Origin of the sequence: Aeromonas popoffii, assembly GCF_000820025.1 — a bacterium.
GTDB lineage: Bacteria > Pseudomonadota > Gammaproteobacteria > Enterobacterales > Aeromonadaceae > Aeromonas > Aeromonas popoffii.
On the sequence record NZ_CDBI01000047.1, the window covers coordinates 54,387 to 70,320 of the forward strand.

The 15,934-nt window shown below is 53.7% G+C and carries 11 protein-coding genes and 1 pseudogene; 10 read left to right on the forward strand and 2 right to left on the reverse strand.

All coding sequences use genetic code 11. The features are described from left to right. Positions 1-3 precede the first annotated feature (3 nt). The 4 genes from BN1129_RS08840 (at position 4) to BN1129_RS23255 (ending at position 6,003) form a co-directional block, all read left to right on the forward strand. Entirely contained in the window at positions 4-804 is an 801-nt protein-coding gene (locus BN1129_RS08840) for a hypothetical protein (RefSeq protein ID WP_042035885.1), read from the forward strand. After that, positions 797-4,102: a DEAD/DEAH box helicase gene (locus BN1129_RS22415; protein WP_084204612.1), complete on the forward strand. Its 3,306-nt coding sequence runs from the start codon at positions 797-799 to the stop codon at positions 4,100-4,102. Before BN1129_RS08840 ends, BN1129_RS22415 begins: the two co-directional genes overlap by 8 nt. Positions 4,103-4,135: 33 nt before the next feature. Continuing rightward, positions 4,136-5,470: a cell envelope integrity TolA family protein gene (locus BN1129_RS08845; RefSeq protein ID WP_157013312.1), complete on the forward strand. Its 1,335-nt coding sequence runs from the start codon at positions 4,136-4,138 to the stop codon at positions 5,468-5,470. Positions 5,471-5,544: 74 nt separating this feature from the next. After that, the gene (locus BN1129_RS23255) at positions 5,545-6,003 is read left to right on the forward strand and encodes a hypothetical protein (RefSeq protein ID WP_157013313.1); all 459 of its coding nucleotides are present in this window, start codon (positions 5,545-5,547) and stop codon (positions 6,001-6,003) included. Positions 6,004-6,107: 104 nt separating this feature from the next. Here the strand turns inward: BN1129_RS23255 and BN1129_RS22420 are convergent, their stop codons facing one another. Then, positions 6,108-6,410: a hypothetical protein gene (locus BN1129_RS22420; protein WP_084204613.1), complete on the reverse strand. Its 303-nt coding sequence runs from the start codon at positions 6,408-6,410 to the stop codon at positions 6,108-6,110. A gap of 436 nt (positions 6,411-6,846) precedes the next feature. Further along, positions 6,847-7,758, reverse strand: a pseudogene (locus BN1129_RS08855) (YifB family Mg chelatase-like AAA ATPase); the annotation flags it as partial. Positions 7,759-8,142: 384 nt separating this feature from the next. Here BN1129_RS08855 and ilvG point away from each other — a divergent pair. The 6 genes from ilvG (at position 8,143) to ompA (ending at position 15,932) form a co-directional block, all read left to right on the forward strand. Next, complete coding sequence (gene ilvG / locus BN1129_RS08860; RefSeq protein ID WP_042035888.1) at positions 8,143-9,789, forward strand: acetolactate synthase 2 catalytic subunit; 1,647 nt, start codon at positions 8,143-8,145, stop codon at positions 9,787-9,789. Beyond that, positions 9,786-10,076 carry an acetolactate synthase 2 small subunit gene (ilvM, locus tag BN1129_RS08865; RefSeq protein ID WP_042035889.1) on the forward strand — a complete coding sequence of 97 codons (291 nt, stop codon included), beginning with the start codon at positions 9,786-9,788 and terminating at the stop codon, positions 10,074-10,076. The genes ilvG and ilvM overlap by 4 nt, the downstream gene beginning before the upstream one ends. 12 nt (positions 10,077-10,088) lie before the next feature. After that, positions 10,089-11,033: a branched-chain amino acid transaminase gene (locus BN1129_RS08870; protein WP_042035890.1), complete on the forward strand. Its 945-nt coding sequence runs from the start codon at positions 10,089-10,091 to the stop codon at positions 11,031-11,033. A gap of 144 nt (positions 11,034-11,177) precedes the next feature. Next, on the forward strand, positions 11,178-13,019 hold the full coding sequence (gene ilvD / locus BN1129_RS08875) for a dihydroxy-acid dehydratase (RefSeq protein ID WP_042035891.1): 1,842 nt from the start codon (positions 11,178-11,180) through the stop codon (positions 13,017-13,019). Between the two features lie 3 nt (positions 13,020-13,022). Beyond that, positions 13,023-14,543, forward strand: a complete 1,521-nt coding sequence (ilvA, locus tag BN1129_RS08880; RefSeq protein ID WP_042035892.1) for a threonine ammonia-lyase, biosynthetic — start codon at positions 13,023-13,025, stop codon at positions 14,541-14,543. A gap of 282 nt (positions 14,544-14,825) precedes the next feature. Continuing rightward, entirely contained in the window at positions 14,826-15,932 is a 1,107-nt protein-coding gene (gene ompA / locus BN1129_RS08885) for a porin OmpA (RefSeq protein WP_042035893.1), read from the forward strand. The last annotated feature ends 2 nt before the right edge of the window (positions 15,933-15,934 follow it).

The window sequence follows — 15,934 nt, forward strand, 5'->3', positions numbered from 1 at the left end:
TTGATGCCGCTGACACTGAGATCTGTAACACATGATGAGCTTTGCCATGGTTCTCGTTGGATCATCTCTAACGAAGATGACCTAGCATGTAAGGTTGCGTATCTGGCATTGGGGCAGTCCCGTCATGTGGCAAAAATACTATCTCATCTCGATCCAGCTGCTCCTCAAACCCGTGCTGATGCTGCTCGTGGGGCAATAAATCTCCTGACGGTCTCGCAAAATGTTGATCCTTATCATAGAGATGGATGGGTCTTCCAAGCGATCTCTTGGATTGCAGCATACAGGAATGAAGTCGGTGCAATTGTTCGAGCTCCACACAATATCCTTGCGCACAAGGGATTTGATGGTATGCAGCTAAAATTAGATGTGAATAATGAGAAAGTTATTAGCGTTGTGATTTTCGAGGATAAGGCGACAGATAACGATAGATCGACCATTCGAGAGGACGTATGGGCGGGTATCCGAGCATTAGAAAATGGTGAGAGGATGCCTGAACTTATTCAAGAAACTGGCGCTCTTTTGGAGGCAAATCAGTTACGGTTTCGAACGTTGGATATTGATGCGGCTGTTGAGACCATTGCATGGGATGAGGCTCGTAGCTATCGGGTCGCGATCACGGTTGATGCTAAACGTGAGGATGATAAAAAACGAATGGCTCTTTTCAAGGGCTTTGATGTGGTTGCACCAGGTGCACTGTCTCGTCGGCAGGCTGAGACAATGTGCATCCCTGAGTTGAGGCAGTGGATGGATCAATTTGCAAATAAAGCAATAAAGCAGATTGAAAATTGGAGGAGTAATGTTTGATCCGGTAACGACAAAGCTGATAAGTGATGCACCGCCACTTAACTCATTAGACCTAGAGACACTTCCACAAACATTTACTCATGTATTTGCCGAGATTATTGCATCCCGTATTCGACTACGAGATTCCGCTTCTCTTGATATGGCTGAACGTTCCGCAGATTTAGTAAAAATTCTTAACCAGATGCGTCGCTTGGCTGCGGCACAGGAGCTATTGGTTGCTACTTCACCTAATCGTGCCGATCGTGCGGCAGCTGCCTTTGTTGCTGGAACAGCACACCAGCTTTGTCTTATGGCGGAGATCGCAGGAGAAGATCATAAACCACGAATACCTTTCATTAATGCCAATAGTGTCGCGCCAGAGATTTGTTGCACTTTACTTTTTTTGATTGCTGATTCTCAAAGTGATGCTGCCGAGATGGCTAAATATTTGGCTAAAGATATAGATATTCAATCGGCAGAAATGCAGCTAATTAAAGCTATAGGCGATCTCGCAACGGGCAGACTTTCAAAAATTATAAATTCAAAAGAAAATATAATTTATAGTGAACCAGTCGATCAAAGTGGGCTTGGGTTAGCAGTTGATGCTTTGTTGAAACACTTGCACCACGGCGTTTTCTTGCTAGCCTCAGAGTTGCTAACAAAATCTAATAATAAAGCTGAAGTATCTTCAGCCCAGACAGTGTTTATTGAAGTAATCGGTCTATGTATGGAGCCCATCGACGGGGTGTTTGATATAGATGGGCCAGATTCTTATAGTATTTTTCCTGGTCCTCTTCATATCGCTAAGTTGCTACTAGCAATTTCAGGCGATCTTGCTACTGCAACGATATGTCGTGTGCAAGCACCTTTAGGGGTTGATGAAAAACAATGGTGGAGCTTCATTCATCGATCCGCACTTGAACGTCCATATTTATGGCGTAATCATCGTGCGGCTCTTGAAGAGGGGTATCTTGAATACGGTGTTTCAGCTGCTGTCAGCTTTCCTACAGGAGGTGGGAAATCCACTCTTGCTGAGTTGAAGATTGCGGTGACTCTCTTTCGAGGTCATAAAGCAGTTGTACTTGCACCAACGTTAGCACTGGTCGATCAAACTGCATCTGTACTTCAAAATACTTTCAGGGGCACCGATGTATTAGGTGACCTGGATGATGAGATTGCTTTTTCCTCGGCAGTTGAATTGCCTGAAGTTATCGTCACAACACCAGAGCGATGTTTAATGCTGCAATCATTACAGCCTGATGCATTTAGAGATGTTGGGCTAATAATGTTTGATGAGTGCCATCTTTTGCATCCACGAGATTCAGACAGAAGCCGACGAAGTATTGACTCAATGCTGTGTATCCTGAACTTAACCCAGTTGGCTCCTGAGGCAGACCTTTTGCTTATATCGGCAATGATGAAAAATGCCGAAGAGATAGCTGGATGGATTGCTGAGCTGACAGGCAGACGTTGTCTTGCACTCGATTTGGCGTGGAAACCTACTCGCCAAGCTCGGGGTTGTGTCGCCTACAGTTCAGATCGAATCACTGAACTCGAAACGTTACTTCAGCAAGGACAAAAAACTTGTAATACGAAAAATGTCCCAACGAAGATTAAGTCGCAGCTAGTTGCATATCCGCAAGCATTTTTCTGCTTAAGGCAAACTTGGGCGACTAGAACACGTAGTGATTATGCACTCATGGACTTACTTGATCAGCCTGTAGCACTAGGAACTGGAGTACGTACGGCCCCTAAAAAGTGGTATCTAACACCAAATGCTAATCAGGTGGCAGGGGCTATTGCTGCTGCGGCTGCCAGAGTCGGTTTGAAGACACTTATCTTCGTGCAAAGCACAGTCATGGCAGAATCTTCTGTTCGCAATTTTCAGACGCTGCTACCTAAAATTCGAGTTGTACTGACCAAGGAGGAACAAGCATTTAGAAAAATTGTAGAAGAAGAGTTAGGTGGCCCGCAATATTGCTATTTAAAACTGGATGATAGCGGTTGTGTTGTTGGTGGCGCATCAAGTCATCATGCCCAACTGCTTAAACCTGAACGATTTCTACATGAGTCTTTGTTTAAACGCCGTGATGGTATAAAAGTCCTTTTCGCCACGTCCACGCTTGCTCAAGGTATGAACCTTCCGAGTGATATAGTATTAATTGCTGGTGATAGTCGATGGGATGTCGATGGTGATTCAATGAAGCAACTTGATGCTCATGAATTGCTTAATGCTGCTGGGCGAGCTGGTCGTGCAGGTGAGGGAGGGCAAGGATTTGTTTTAGTTATTCCTAGTAAGGTAATTAGCTTCGATGACAAACAAAATAATATAACCAAGCACTGGATGACTTTGCAGAGTATCTTCTCACAATCAGATCAGTGTTTAGAGATAGATGACCCACTATCTACATTACTTGATTATATTCATGATGGTATTTATGAAGGCAATCAGGATTATTTCCTCGCTCGGCTACCAGTCGGTGACAATGATGTTTCAGATGGCCCTGCAAAGTTGATGATTAGCAGGTCTTTTATTGCTTACCGCATGCGGAAAGAAAATAGATATGAATGGATAGAGAGTCGTATAAACTCAGCTATTGAACGGCGAGCAGCTCTTGCACCAAAGCAGGAGATAACTTGGCTTGAGCGTTTAGCTTCATCCACAGGGCTGCCCTATGAAATTATCGCAAGTTTAACGAGCCTCTTGGAATCTGAAAGGTTTGAAGGTGATTCTTATCAATGTATGGAAACACTATTTAACTGGATTCATACTCGCCCAGAATGGCTGCTCCAATTGATACGACCAAATGATATTGAAGGTTTGTTTGGTGAAAGTTATAGATCTCTCAAAAGTGATGTAGATAGAGCAAATAGGGCCTTGCCAGTCATTAAATTATTACTTAAAGCATGGATGGATGGCAAGCCACTGTGTGAACTTGAACGCGCTATTGGTACACCTGAGAATAGAATAAAGACTTGTGAAACTGCACGACATTTTGCTGTTCGTCTGACAGCTGATCTTGCATTTTTAGCTGGCCTTCCCGCTAGAATTATTACAGCAAAAGCTGCCATTGTTTGTGAAGAGCCATTGGTTAAAACGACTTTGATAACATTAAGCGGAGCCGTCAGAAAAGGCTGCTCCAGCCCCGAGATTCTTGCCAATGCCGTCTTTCTTAAGTCATATTCTCGGCCAGCTGCACGAGTGAAGTTCGAACAGATTCTACCTTATATGGTATCTGGTGGTCAGTTTGATAGCTTTGATAGCGTGCAGGTAAGAGTTCGCCACGCACATGATCTAGCATTATTTAGTAACCTATAACTTTTATCTAGCATATACGAGGTTTTTATAAAAATGTTTGATGAAATACTTTCTTCTTTAAAAGGGACAGCTAAAACACGTATTAGTGACCCGATTATTGGATCATTCTTGATATCATGGTGCATATTTAACTGGAAGCCTCTTGCGCTTTTGTTTTTTGGCAATGGGAAAGCATATGAAAGAATTGAGATCTTTTATCAACATTACTCTGAGAGTGATTTTTTACAGGAGTGGACTATATTTATATGGCCATTTTCATTCACTTTTTTCTATTTATTAGTTTTCCCATGGCTCTCTCTATGTGTCAAATCGATTCAATCTAAAGCGACTAAACTTCAACATAAGCAGGCTGTAGAGCTTGATATCGTAAAAGCTAATCAACAAGAACTTTTAAATAAAGCGTTATTACGAGCAGATCCTGATAAAAGATTTTTAGAGGAAGCTATTCAGCTAGAGTTTCAACGAGAAACTATATTTATGGAGAAAGAAAAGGAGAGGGTTCTTTTGCTAGAGTCAATGGCCAAGAATGCTGCTGAGATTGCTGCAAAGAGTAAATCAGATGCCAATATATCTCGAATTGAAGAAGAAAAAAAATTAAAGCAAGTTGAGATTGAACGGCAACGTTTTGAAATAAGTAATATGCGCAATCAATCAACGCTGGCATCACACAGGTTTCCATCTGCTTATTTTTTCATGGATTTAATTGAAAGAAGTTTGAAAGATGATGAATATACCGTGTCACTTTCATTTGTAGGTGATGTGGTTGCTGCAATTTTTGGATACGATGACTTACATGCAATCTTGAACGATAGTGATTTTTGTAATGAAAACTTCTCTAATGTGAGCTACATTTATTACGATGAAAATATTCTGGTAAAACGACTTGAAGAAATCATAAGTGATATTTCAAGTGGGAATGAAGGCATTACAACTGAAGCAATCTATGACCACATTCAGATGATCTTCGAAAAATTACCGTATGAATTTATATCTGCGGATAGTCTTGCTGAGTTAGCTAGAGAGTCTATTGAGGCAGACTCATATGATTTGTTGGCAGGCGATGGTGTGTCAGGGGCAATTGCAGAGTCTGATACCATTTTTGAAGAGGTCTATGTTGAAGGAATTCTAAATTCACATTTAGAGGATGGATTTAATGTCGAGTTAGATGCAAGTGCTAGTGGTCACCACCGTAAAGAATATGACATTCCTGGACGTAGTATGAGGATTCATATAAAGGTATCTTACCCCGCTATCATTGGTAAGTATTGTTTAGGCCCTATGGAAGTTGATGAGGTGCACGGAGCATTGGTCGATCTATGGGATGATGAAAATGAACCTAATATTAGGCAGCTTAGTTTTGAAGTATGAGAGTTATCATATTATTTATATATGATAACTCTGACTGGCGAGCAAGTCAGACAAAATGGAAGGGATAATACAGTATGTCGGAAATTCTTGGTTATGCAGTATATAGTGAAATAGAAAATGGATTTTTAGTTGAGGCTTCACCGAGCTTTTATCATTGGGATCCAGCCTCTGCGATTATGTATGATAGCCCTAATGATGCATGGGCTTCAGCAAGCAAGAGAGGGCATGGTCTAGCAGAAGCGGTTGTTATTTATCGTAATAATGATGGTTCGCTTAGTTTTGACACGGTAGAACGAGCCAGCAAAGCCACTATTGGAAGTTGGATCGTTACTGTAAAATTGGATATATCTCCTAAAGTACCTCATTATGTGACCAGTGCTGGTAAAAAAATAAAGCTTTCTAGCAAAGAGGTGGATGCTAAGGGGTATCATAAAAAAGCCAAAGCTGATCAGATTGCGACAACCTTAAATAAGGTAACTGGCATTACTGCTAGCGTGCATGAAATTATCGTGACATCAAGCGATAAGGTGTAGATCTTTATTCATGCATGGAAGGATTCAGGGGAGCAGTATGCAAGCCGAAAGTCAGCCCAACAAAGAGCCTAAATCCAGATTTAGTTAGCCACTACAGTGGCTCACTAGATTAGCTCTTGGGAATGACCCTGCACTCGCCCGAAATCAGGATCGGGTTCGAATCCCTGCTCAGAAAACATCAACTCCCCTCGGCGCTGCTCTTGAAGATTAGTAAGGGCTTGGAAAAAGCAGCTTTCGCACAAATGAAGCTCGAAAGCCTCGCCATCATGACTGGAGCCGTATCCCCATTGAGCTTGTAGCATTCCAAACTGAGGGCTGTGGCGTCCATGCTTAGAGGTGCTTTCATCACATATGTCGCAGCAGACATCAGTTACGACGTCTACTTCCTTCCTAGTAATCACTTTCATGACTTAGTCCCTCAATATCGAGCTGCCTTAATGATTGGGATGCGGTATAGACCCTCGACTTCAGCGTATCAGTTCCGCGTAATCAAAAGTAGTTTCCTTACCTCTCTGTAAGCTCATGTTTTCCAGATTTCTATCCAACACAAACCTCTTTAATTTTCTTCACTTATCTGGAAAATTCCCCTGAGCATTGGTAGATCCGTGTTTCCAGACTTTTTCCAGAGAAAAATGTAAAGGGTAAGATGAGCAACAGGATGAAACTTTATTATCATCCCACAAAATCTCTGTGGTTAGTAGTGACATAAAAAATGTACATATAGTTAATAGATGTACATATTAATATGTACATAAATGTCCATACGATATTATCAATGTGTTTATGTATGTTACTGATATAAATAGATAAAATTTGTCCATGTAATGGACAATATATACATACTGGCAGTTCGTCGAGAAACAGCACGCCATTGTGAGCCAGCGATATTTCGCCGGGGCGTGGGTGGCTGCCACCGCCCACCAGCGCCACGGCGGAGGCACTGTGATGGGGCGTGCGATAGGGTCTGTGGTGCCAGTGACCGGCGCGCGGGGTCAGGCCACCGATGGAGTGGATGGCGGCGGTCTGCTGCGCCTCCTGCTCGCTGAGTGGCGGCAGAATGCCGGGCAGGCGGCTGGCCAGCATGCTCTTGCCGGTGCCGGGCGGGCCGATGAACAGCAGGTTGTGGCTGCCGGCGGCGGCGATCTCCAGCGCCCGCTTGGCCTGTGACTGGCCGATCACATCCTGCAGATCCGGCACATCGGGCAGGGCATCCGTGGTCTGGGGGTCCGGCAGCGGCAGCTCGTACTGACCGGCCAGCCAGGCTGTGACGGCCAGCAGTTGGTGGGCGGTGCGCACCTCGGCATCCTGGATCAGCGAGGCCTCCGGGCCGTTCTCCCGCGGCACCAGCAGGGTGCGCCCCGCATCGCGGCAGGCAAGCACGGCGGGCAGCACCCCAAGCACGGGACGGATCTCGCCGGTCAGGGCCAACTCCCCCAAAAATTCGTGATCGAGCAGGTATTTTGCGGGGATTTGCTTGGAAGCGGCGAGAATGCCGATAGCGATGGCCAGATCGAAACGGCCTCCCTCCTTGGGCAGATCGGCGGGCGCCAGATTGACGGTGATGTGCTTGCTCGGGAACTCGAAGTTGCCGTTGAGCAGAGCGCTGCGCACCCGATCCCGCGACTCTTTTACCGAGGTTTCCGGCAGGCCGACCATGTTGAAAGCGGGCAGGCCGTTGGAGAGGTGAACTTCCACCGTGACTTGTGGTGCCGCGATCCCGAGGCTGGCACGGCTATAAACCACAGCTAATGACATAAATCCCGTCCTTGAGTTGATATATGTTCTGACTAACGGCTTATTGTTGGTTTTTTATTCCAGGGTTCCGGCTGGGGAATAGCCAAAATCAGTGGGTTGTCACAGAAAAAAGGCTTGCCCAATAAAAATCACCATGCTAGTTCTAATAGCCATTCGCGGTGCAAACCGCCCCAATTTCACAGGATTTCCGGTTGTAACTATGAACATGGCCTCCCGTTTCGTCAGCATTATTGTGGTCCTAGTGGTGATTATTATCTCACCGCTCGGGGCTCGTTTAGCTGCACGGAACAAGGGATAGACCCACCACCGGACAGAACGAAACAAGCGACCCCCGAGCCTCATAGCTCGGGGGTTTTTTTTCGACTACAGGACAGGATTTTCCACATGAACGGCGCGCAGTTTTTGGTACAGGCTCTCAAGAAACAGGGTGTGACCCAGGTGTTTGGTTACCCGGGCGGAGCCATCATGCCGGTCTACGACGCCCTGTATGACGGGGGTCTTGCCCATCAGCTCTGCCGCCACGAGCAGGGGGCCGCCATGGCGGCGGTGGGTTATGCCCGCGCCTCCGGTCAGGTGGGGGTCTGCATCGCCACCTCGGGCCCGGGCGCCACCAATCTGGTGACCGGTCTGGCGGAGGCGCTGCTCGATTCCGTGCCGCTGGTGGCCATCAGCGGTCAGGTGCCCTGTTCCGCCATCGGCACCGATGCGTTTCAGGAAGTCGACGTGCTCGGCATGTCCCTCTCCTGCACCAAGCACTCCTTCATGGTGACCGATGCCGCCGATCTGGGGCGTGTGCTGGCAGAAGCCTTCGCCATCGCCACCGAAGGGCGTCCGGGGCCTGTGTTGATCGATTTTCCCAAGGATGTGCAACTTGCTGCCGTGCTGGCCCAGAGCCCGCTGTTTGCGGTGGAAGAGCCAGAGGCGCTCAATCCCTCGGAGTTGACCGCTGCTCGCACTCTGATCGCCGCTGCCGAGCGCCCGGTGCTCTACGTCGGTGGCGGGGTGGGCATGGCCAATGCCGATCAGCAACTGCGCGACTTTGCTGCCGTCACCGGCATGCCTGCGGTCACTACCCTCAAGGGGATTGGTGCGCTCGATCCCGATAGCGCCGTTTATCTGGGCATGCTCGGCATGCACGGCACCAAGGCTGCCAACTACGCGGTGCAGCAGTGCGATCTGCTGGTGGTGGTGGGAGCCCGTTTCGACGACAGGGTAACCGGCAAGCTGGAGGAGTTTGCCCCCGAGGCGAAAGTGATCCATCTCGATGTGGACGCCGCCGAATTTGGCAAGCGCCGCGCCGCCGAGGTGGGTATCACTACGGATCTCAAGCTGGTGCTGCCAGCGCTTGGGCAGCCTCTCGCCATCGACCCATGGCGTGAGCACTGCGCGAACATGGCCCGTGAGTATGCCTTTCGCTATGACCATCCCGGTCAGCCTATCTATGCTCCGGCGCTGCTCAAGCAGCTCTCCGCCCGGCTGCCGGAGACCAGCGTGGTGGCCTGCGATGTGGGTCAGCACCAGATGTGGGTGGCCCAGCACATGCGCTTCACCAGTCCGCGCAATCACCTCTCCAGCGCGGGTCTTGGCACCATGGGGTTCGGTCTGCCCGCCGCCATCGGCGCCAAGATGTCTAGACCGGAGGATGAAGTGGTGCTGGTGAGCGGTGACGGCTCTTTCATGATGAACGTGCAGGAGCTCGGCACCATCCGCCGCGCCCAGCTCAAGGTGAAGATGGTGCTGCTGGATAATCAGCGCCTCGGCATGGTGCGTCAGTGGCAGGAGCTGTTTTTCGATGGCCGCTACAGCGAGACCATCCTCTCCGACAACCCCGATTTCGTCGCGCTGGCTGCCGCCTTCGGCATTCCGGGCGAGACCATCACATGTAAGGAGCAGATAGCCGGTGCCCTCGATCGCCTGCTGGCCTGCGAAGGCGCCTATCTGCTGCATGTGGCTATTTCAGAGGAAGAAAACGTCTGGCCCCTGGTTCCGCCGGGAGTCGCCAACCACAAGATGATGGAGCAACGCCCATGAACCCGCACACCCTTGCACAGCCAGCATTTGAACAACACACCCTGCATATCCACGCCCAGCCCAGACCCGAAGTGATGGAGCGGGTGCTGCGGGTGGTGCGTCACCGTGGCTTCAATCTCTGCGCGCTTAGTATGGAAACGAGAGCGGAGCAGGATTGCCAACAGCTGCGGATCACGGTTACTGTCGAGTCGGTTCGTCCCATCCAGCAGTTGTGGAGCCAGCTGGTGAAGCTGGTGGACGTCTCCCGGGTCGATGCACTGGAACAGCAACCCCGGATCAGAGCTTAAGGAGCCAAGCCAATGTCACAGCCTTCCCAATCCGCCACTCACCCGCAATACATCTGGTTCAATGGCAAACTGGTGCCCTGGCAGGATGCCCAGGTACACGTCATGAGCCACGCCCTGCACTACGGATCCTCGGTGTTCGAAGGGGTGCGTGCCTACGATACCCCCAAAGGCACCTGCATCTTCCGTCTGCAGGAGCACACCCGCCGCCTGTTCGACTCCGCCAAAATCTACTGGATGGACGTGCCCTACAGCGAGTCCGACGTGAATGAAGCCTGCCGCACCGTGGTGCGCGAGAACGGCCTGAAGAGCGGCTATCTGCGTCCGCTGGCCTTTGTCGGCAACGTGGGGCTGGGGCTGCATCCGCCGCTGGATGCCAAGGCTGATCTGATGGTGGCCGCCCTGCCGTGGGGCGCCTATCTGGGTGAAGAAGGGCTGAAAAACGGGGTGGACGTCTGTGTCACCTCCTGGAACCGGCTCGCCCCCAACACGATCCCCACTGGCGCCAAGGCGGGCGGCAACTACCTCTCTTCCCAGCTCATCAGTCGCGAGGCCAAACGCAACGGCTTCGCCGAGGGGCTGGCGCTGGATGTGAACGGCTACCTGAGCGAAGGGGCGGGGGAGAACCTGTTCCTGGTGAAGAATGGCGTGCTGTTTACCCCGCCCGCCACCGCCGCCATCCTGCCCGGCATCACCCGCGACACCATCATGACGCTGGCCCGTGATCTGGGTTACGAGGTGCGCGAGCAGGCGCTGCCCCGCGAGGCGCTCTACGTGGCGGACGAGATCTTCATGACCGGCACCGCCGCCGAAGTGACGCCGGTACGCTCGGTCGATCGGATGAAGGTCGGCGCTGGCAGCCGTGGCCCGGTGACCGAGCAGCTGCAAAACGCCTTCTTTGGCCTGTTCAACGGCCAGACCGAGGACAAGTGGGGCTGGCTGACGCCAGTTCACGACTGATGAGAGAGGGGAGGTGTCATGCCTCCCCGAGTCGCTTCCGGTGAGGGCTGCCCAGTGGAGTCCTCACCAGGATCGATTCAGATCCACTCGTATCATCACCGCATAACGCATCGAGCCCATATGGGCATTCAGGGAGTAGAGATAATGCCGAAGTTGAGATCCGCCACCACCACCCACGGACGTAACATGGCCGGGGCCCGCGCCCTCTGGCGTGCCACCGGCATGACCGATCAGGATTTTGGCAAGCCCATCATCGCTGTGGTCAACTCCTTCACCCAGTTCGTACCGGGTCACGTGCATCTCAAGGACTTGGGGCAACTGGTGGCCCGCGAGATCGAAGCTGCGGGCGGAGTGGCCAAAGAGTTCAACACCATCGCCGTGGATGACGGCATCGCCATGGGCCACGGCGGCATGCTCTACTCCCTGCCATCGCGCGAACTCATCGCCGACTCGGTGGAGTACATGGTCAACGCCCACTGCGCCGATGCCATGGTTTGCATCTCCAACTGCGACAAGATCACCCCGGGGATGCTGATGGCTGCCCTGCGCATCAACATTCCGGTGATCTTCGTCTCCGGCGGTCCCATGGAAGCGGGCAAGACCAAGCTGTCGGATCAGATCATCAAGCTGGACCTGGTGGATGCCATGATCCAGGGCGCCGATCCCAAGGTGTCCGATGCCCAGAGCGAACAGGTGGAGCGCAGCGCCTGCCCCACCTGCGGCTCCTGCTCCGGCATGTTCACCGCCAACTCCATGAACTGCCTGACCGAGGCACTGGGCCTCTCCCAGCCGGGCAACGGCTCCATGCTGGCGACCCACAGCGACCGCGAGCAGCTGTTCAAGCTGGCGGGCCAGCGCATCGTGACCCTGGCCAAGCGCTGGTATGAGCAGGATGACGAGACCGCCCTGCCGCGCAATATCGCCACCAAGGCGGCGTTCGAGAACGCCATGGCGCTGGATATCGCCATGGGCGGCTCCACCAATACCGTGCTGCACCTGTTGGCGGCGGCGCAGGAGGCCGGGGTGGACTTCACCATGGCCGATATCGATCGCATGTCGCGCAAGGTGCCCCAGCTCTGCAAGGTGGCGCCCTCCACCCAGAAGTACCACATGGAAGATGTACACCGCGCCGGTGGTGTGGTGGCGATTCTGGGCCAGCTTGAAAAAGCGGGACTGGTGCACGGGGATACCCGCACCGTACTGGGTGGTTCCCTGGCCGAACTGCTCAACGAATATGACGTCAGCCGCCAGCCGAGCCAGGAGGTGGTGGACTTCTATCGCGCCGGGCCGGCCGGGATCCGCACCACCAAGGCATTCAGCCAGGATTGTCGTTGGCCCGAGCTGGATGTGGATCGCGCCGAAGGCTGCATCCGCTCGCTGGAAAATGCCTACAGCCAGGAGGGCGGCCTCGCCGTGCTCTCCGGCAACCTGGCGCTTGATGGCGCCATCGTAAAAACGGCCGGTGTGGATGACGAGAACCTCTGCTTCCGTGGCCCGGCCCGGGTATTCGAGAGCCAGGACACGGCGGTTGCCGGCATTCTGGACGGTACCGTCAAGGCCGGTGAAGTCGTGGTGATCCGCTACGAAGGGCCCAAAGGGGGCCCAGGCATGCAGGAGATGCTCTATCCCACCACTTATCTGAAATCCATGGGATTGGGCAAGCAGTGCGCCCTGATCACCGATGGCCGCTTCTCCGGCGGTACCTCGGGTCTCTCCATCGGTCACGTCTCGCCGGAGGCTGCCTCCGGCGGCACCATAGGTCTGGTGGAGGATGGCGACATCATCAACATCAACATCCCGGCCCGCAGCATGGTGCTGGAGGTGGCCGACAGCGTGCTGGCCGCCCGCCGTGTTGCCGTGGAAGCCCGTGGCTGGAAGCCGCTCGACCGTCAGCGTCAGGTCTCCTTTGCCCTGCGCGCCTACGCCATGCTCGCCACCAGCGCTGACAAGGGCGCGGTGCGTGACCGCAGCAAGCTGGAGGAGTAAACAATGGTCTCTGCGGCTGATTATCTACGCAAGGTGTTGCTCTCCCCCGTCTATGAGGCGGCGCGGGTGACACCATTGCAGACCCTTAAAAAATTGTCCGAGCGGCTCGGCAACCATGTCAGTTTGAAGCGGGAGGATCTGCAACCGGTCCACTCCTTCAAGCTGCGCGGCGCCTATCACAAGATCGCCACCCTGACCCAGGAGCAGAAGGATCACGGTGTCATCGCTGCCTCTGCCGGTAACCATGCGCAGGGGGTCGCCCTGTCGGCGGCCAAGCTTGGTATCAAGGCGATCATAGTGATGCCCAAGACCACGCCGGACATCAAGATCGATGCGGTGCGTCGTCAGGGTGGCAACGTCATGCTGTTTGGCAACAGCTTCGACGAGGCTTACGGCGAGAGCCGCCGCCTCGCCGAACTGGAGGGCTACACCCTGATACCGCCGTTTGACGACGTCGAGGTGATCGCCGGGCAGGGCACCATCGGCAAGGAGCTGCTGGATCAGGACATTCACCTCACCCACGTCTTCGTGCCGGTGGGCGGCGGCGGTCTGGCCGCCGGGGTGGCGGTCTACATCAAGCAGCTGCTGCCGGATGTGAAGGTGATTGGGGTGGAGGCGGAGGGCTCTGCCTGCCTCAAGGCGGCCATGGCGGCGGGCGAGCCGGTCAATCTGGAGCGGGTCTCGCTGTTTGCCGACGGGGTGGCGGTCAGGCGCATCGGCGAGGAGACGTTTCGCCTCTGCAACCAGTATCTGGACGAGGTGGTGACCGTCTCCAATGACCAGATCTGCGCCGCACTGAAAGACATCTTCGATGACTGCCGCGCCATCGCCGAACCCTCGGGCGCCCTGTCGCTGGCGGGGTTGAAAGCCTACAGCGAGCGGGAGCAGGTCAAAGGCGGCCGGATGGCGGCCATTCTATCGGGTGCCAACGTCAACTTTCACAGCCTGCGCTACGTGTCGGAGCGTTGCGAGATTGGCGAGAAGCGCGAGGGCATGCTGGCGGTGACCATTCCCGAGCGCAAGGGGGCTTTCCTCGACTTCTGCCGTCAGCTTGGGCCCCGCATGGTGACCGAGTTCAACTACCGCTACTCGGATGCGGCCCAAGCTTCGCTGTTTGTCTCGGTGCGCCTCACCGGCGGCGACGAGGAGCTGGGCCAGATCATCGATCAGCTCGGCGGCAATGGCTATCCGGTGGTTAATATGACCGAGAGCGAGCTCGCCAAGAACCACGTGCGCTACATGATTGGCGGCCGCCCGGCCCGGCCCCTCGGTGAACGTCTCTACAGTTTCAAGTTTCCGGAGCAACCTGGCGCCTTGATGCGCTTCCTCGAGACCCTGGGCTGTCGCTGGAACATCAGCCTGTTCCACTACCGCAACCACGGCGCTGACTATGGCCGGGTGTTGTGTGCCTTTGAGCTGCCAGACGAAGACGTGGCAGCCTTCCACGACTACCTGCGCGAGATTGGTTACGGCTGGAAAGAGGTGAGCGACGACCCCGCCTACCGGCTGTTTCTGGCCAGCTGATGATGAGCAGAACACAAGCAGGGAGGCCGCAAGCCTCCCTCTTTTTTTGCGGCCGTGGCGGTTGGTAAACAGGGCAACTTATTGGGCCCGGTTGCTCCCTGCCGCTCCCTACGACGATTCTGCGTCTGCGCCGTTTTTCCAGTCGGAAATGTCGGCAGCTTCACACTATTGAGTCCCAAGTCATTTGAGGCCGGCGATAGATGGGATAACCTGACGAACGGTGCCGTATTTGCCCCATCAGGGAAGATAAGCGCATAACGACTCATTGCAGAGGCTTTCACCATGAATAAATCGATACTTGCCGTGCTGGTCTGCGGCCTGCTTACGACGGGGGCCGTGCAGGCAGCCGCCCAGGACAACACCTGGTATGCCGGCGGCAAGGCCGGTTGGTCCAGGTACTTCGACATCGACCAGAAGCAGGTTGTCTCGGATCCCCTGGGCGCGCGGCAAAACATCAGCACCAGCAAGAATGCACTCGGGCTGGGGGCGTTCGCCGGTTATCAGCTCAACCCCAACCTGGGTTTCGAGTTCGGCTATGACTGGCTCGGCAAGTACACCTCGTCCGGTTATCTGAGTGGGGTCAGGGTGGAGGAGGAAGCCAAAAATCAGATGCTCCAGGCCACCATGAAAATAGGGTTCCCGGTCAATGATGTGCTGGATCTCTACGGCCGGATCGGTGGTGGTTATGCCTGGACCAATAGCGAGCTGTCGGCCCAGACTACGACCGGTTTTATCAAGGAGACCGGCAACAATCATGGGGCCGTGTTTGTCGGGGCGCTGGGGGCTGAATACGCGATTGAGCGTGATTGGGCCGCCCGCATCGAATATCAGTACACAACGCCGCTGGGGGATACCTCCCTCGATCGCTCCGGCATTGAGATGGATAACGGTCTGCTCTCCGTCGGCATGCTCTACCGCTTCGGTCAGCATGGGAGGGATGTGGTGGCCCCGGCACCGGCGCCCGCCGTGGCGCCAGCTCCTGCTGCCGTGGTCGTCACCCGGCAGTTCAGCCTGAGCTCGGACGTGCTGTTCGAGTTCAACAAGGCCACCCTGAAGCCGGCTGCCCGTCAGGCGCTCGATACCCTGTTCAGCCAGATAGTTGCCGCCAATCCCAAGGATGGTGAGGCGACTGTGATCGGGCATACCGACCGCCTAGGTTCCCATGCCCACAACCAGACCCTGTCGGAGCAGCGTGCCCGCAGCGTGGCCGACTACCTGATCGCCCGGGGACTGGTTGCCGACAGGGTGCGGGTCGAGGGGCGTGGCAAGTCCTACCCCGTGACCGGCAACAACTGTACCAGCAACTCCAGATCTGAGCTGATCGCCTGTCTGGCACCGGATCGTCGGGTGGAAGTGCGGCTGGAAGGTGTCTCCCTGGCCGCCAAGTAACT

Coding starts and splice junctions, on each gene's coding strand:
- ilvD (WP_042035891.1), top strand. CDS start 11,178: ATGCCGAAGTTGAGATCCGCCACCACCACCCACGGACGTAACATGGCC.
- BN1129_RS22420 (WP_084204613.1), bottom strand. CDS start 6,410: ATGAAAGTGATTACTAGGAAGGAAGTAGACGTCGTAACTGATGTCTGC.
- ompA (WP_042035893.1), top strand. CDS start 14,826: ATGAATAAATCGATACTTGCCGTGCTGGTCTGCGGCCTGCTTACGACG.
- BN1129_RS08845 (WP_157013312.1), top strand. CDS start 4,136: ATGTTTGATGAAATACTTTCTTCTTTAAAAGGGACAGCTAAAACACGT.
- ilvM (WP_042035889.1), top strand. CDS start 9,786: ATGAACCCGCACACCCTTGCACAGCCAGCATTTGAACAACACACCCTG.
- ilvA (WP_042035892.1), top strand. CDS start 13,023: ATGGTCTCTGCGGCTGATTATCTACGCAAGGTGTTGCTCTCCCCCGTC.
- BN1129_RS08840 (WP_042035885.1), top strand. CDS start 4: ATGCCGCTGACACTGAGATCTGTAACACATGATGAGCTTTGCCATGGT.
- BN1129_RS08870 (WP_042035890.1), top strand. CDS start 10,089: ATGTCACAGCCTTCCCAATCCGCCACTCACCCGCAATACATCTGGTTC.
- BN1129_RS23255 (WP_157013313.1), top strand. CDS start 5,545: ATGTCGGAAATTCTTGGTTATGCAGTATATAGTGAAATAGAAAATGGA.
- ilvG (WP_042035888.1), top strand. CDS start 8,143: ATGAACGGCGCGCAGTTTTTGGTACAGGCTCTCAAGAAACAGGGTGTG.
- BN1129_RS22415 (WP_084204612.1), top strand. CDS start 797: ATGTTTGATCCGGTAACGACAAAGCTGATAAGTGATGCACCGCCACTT.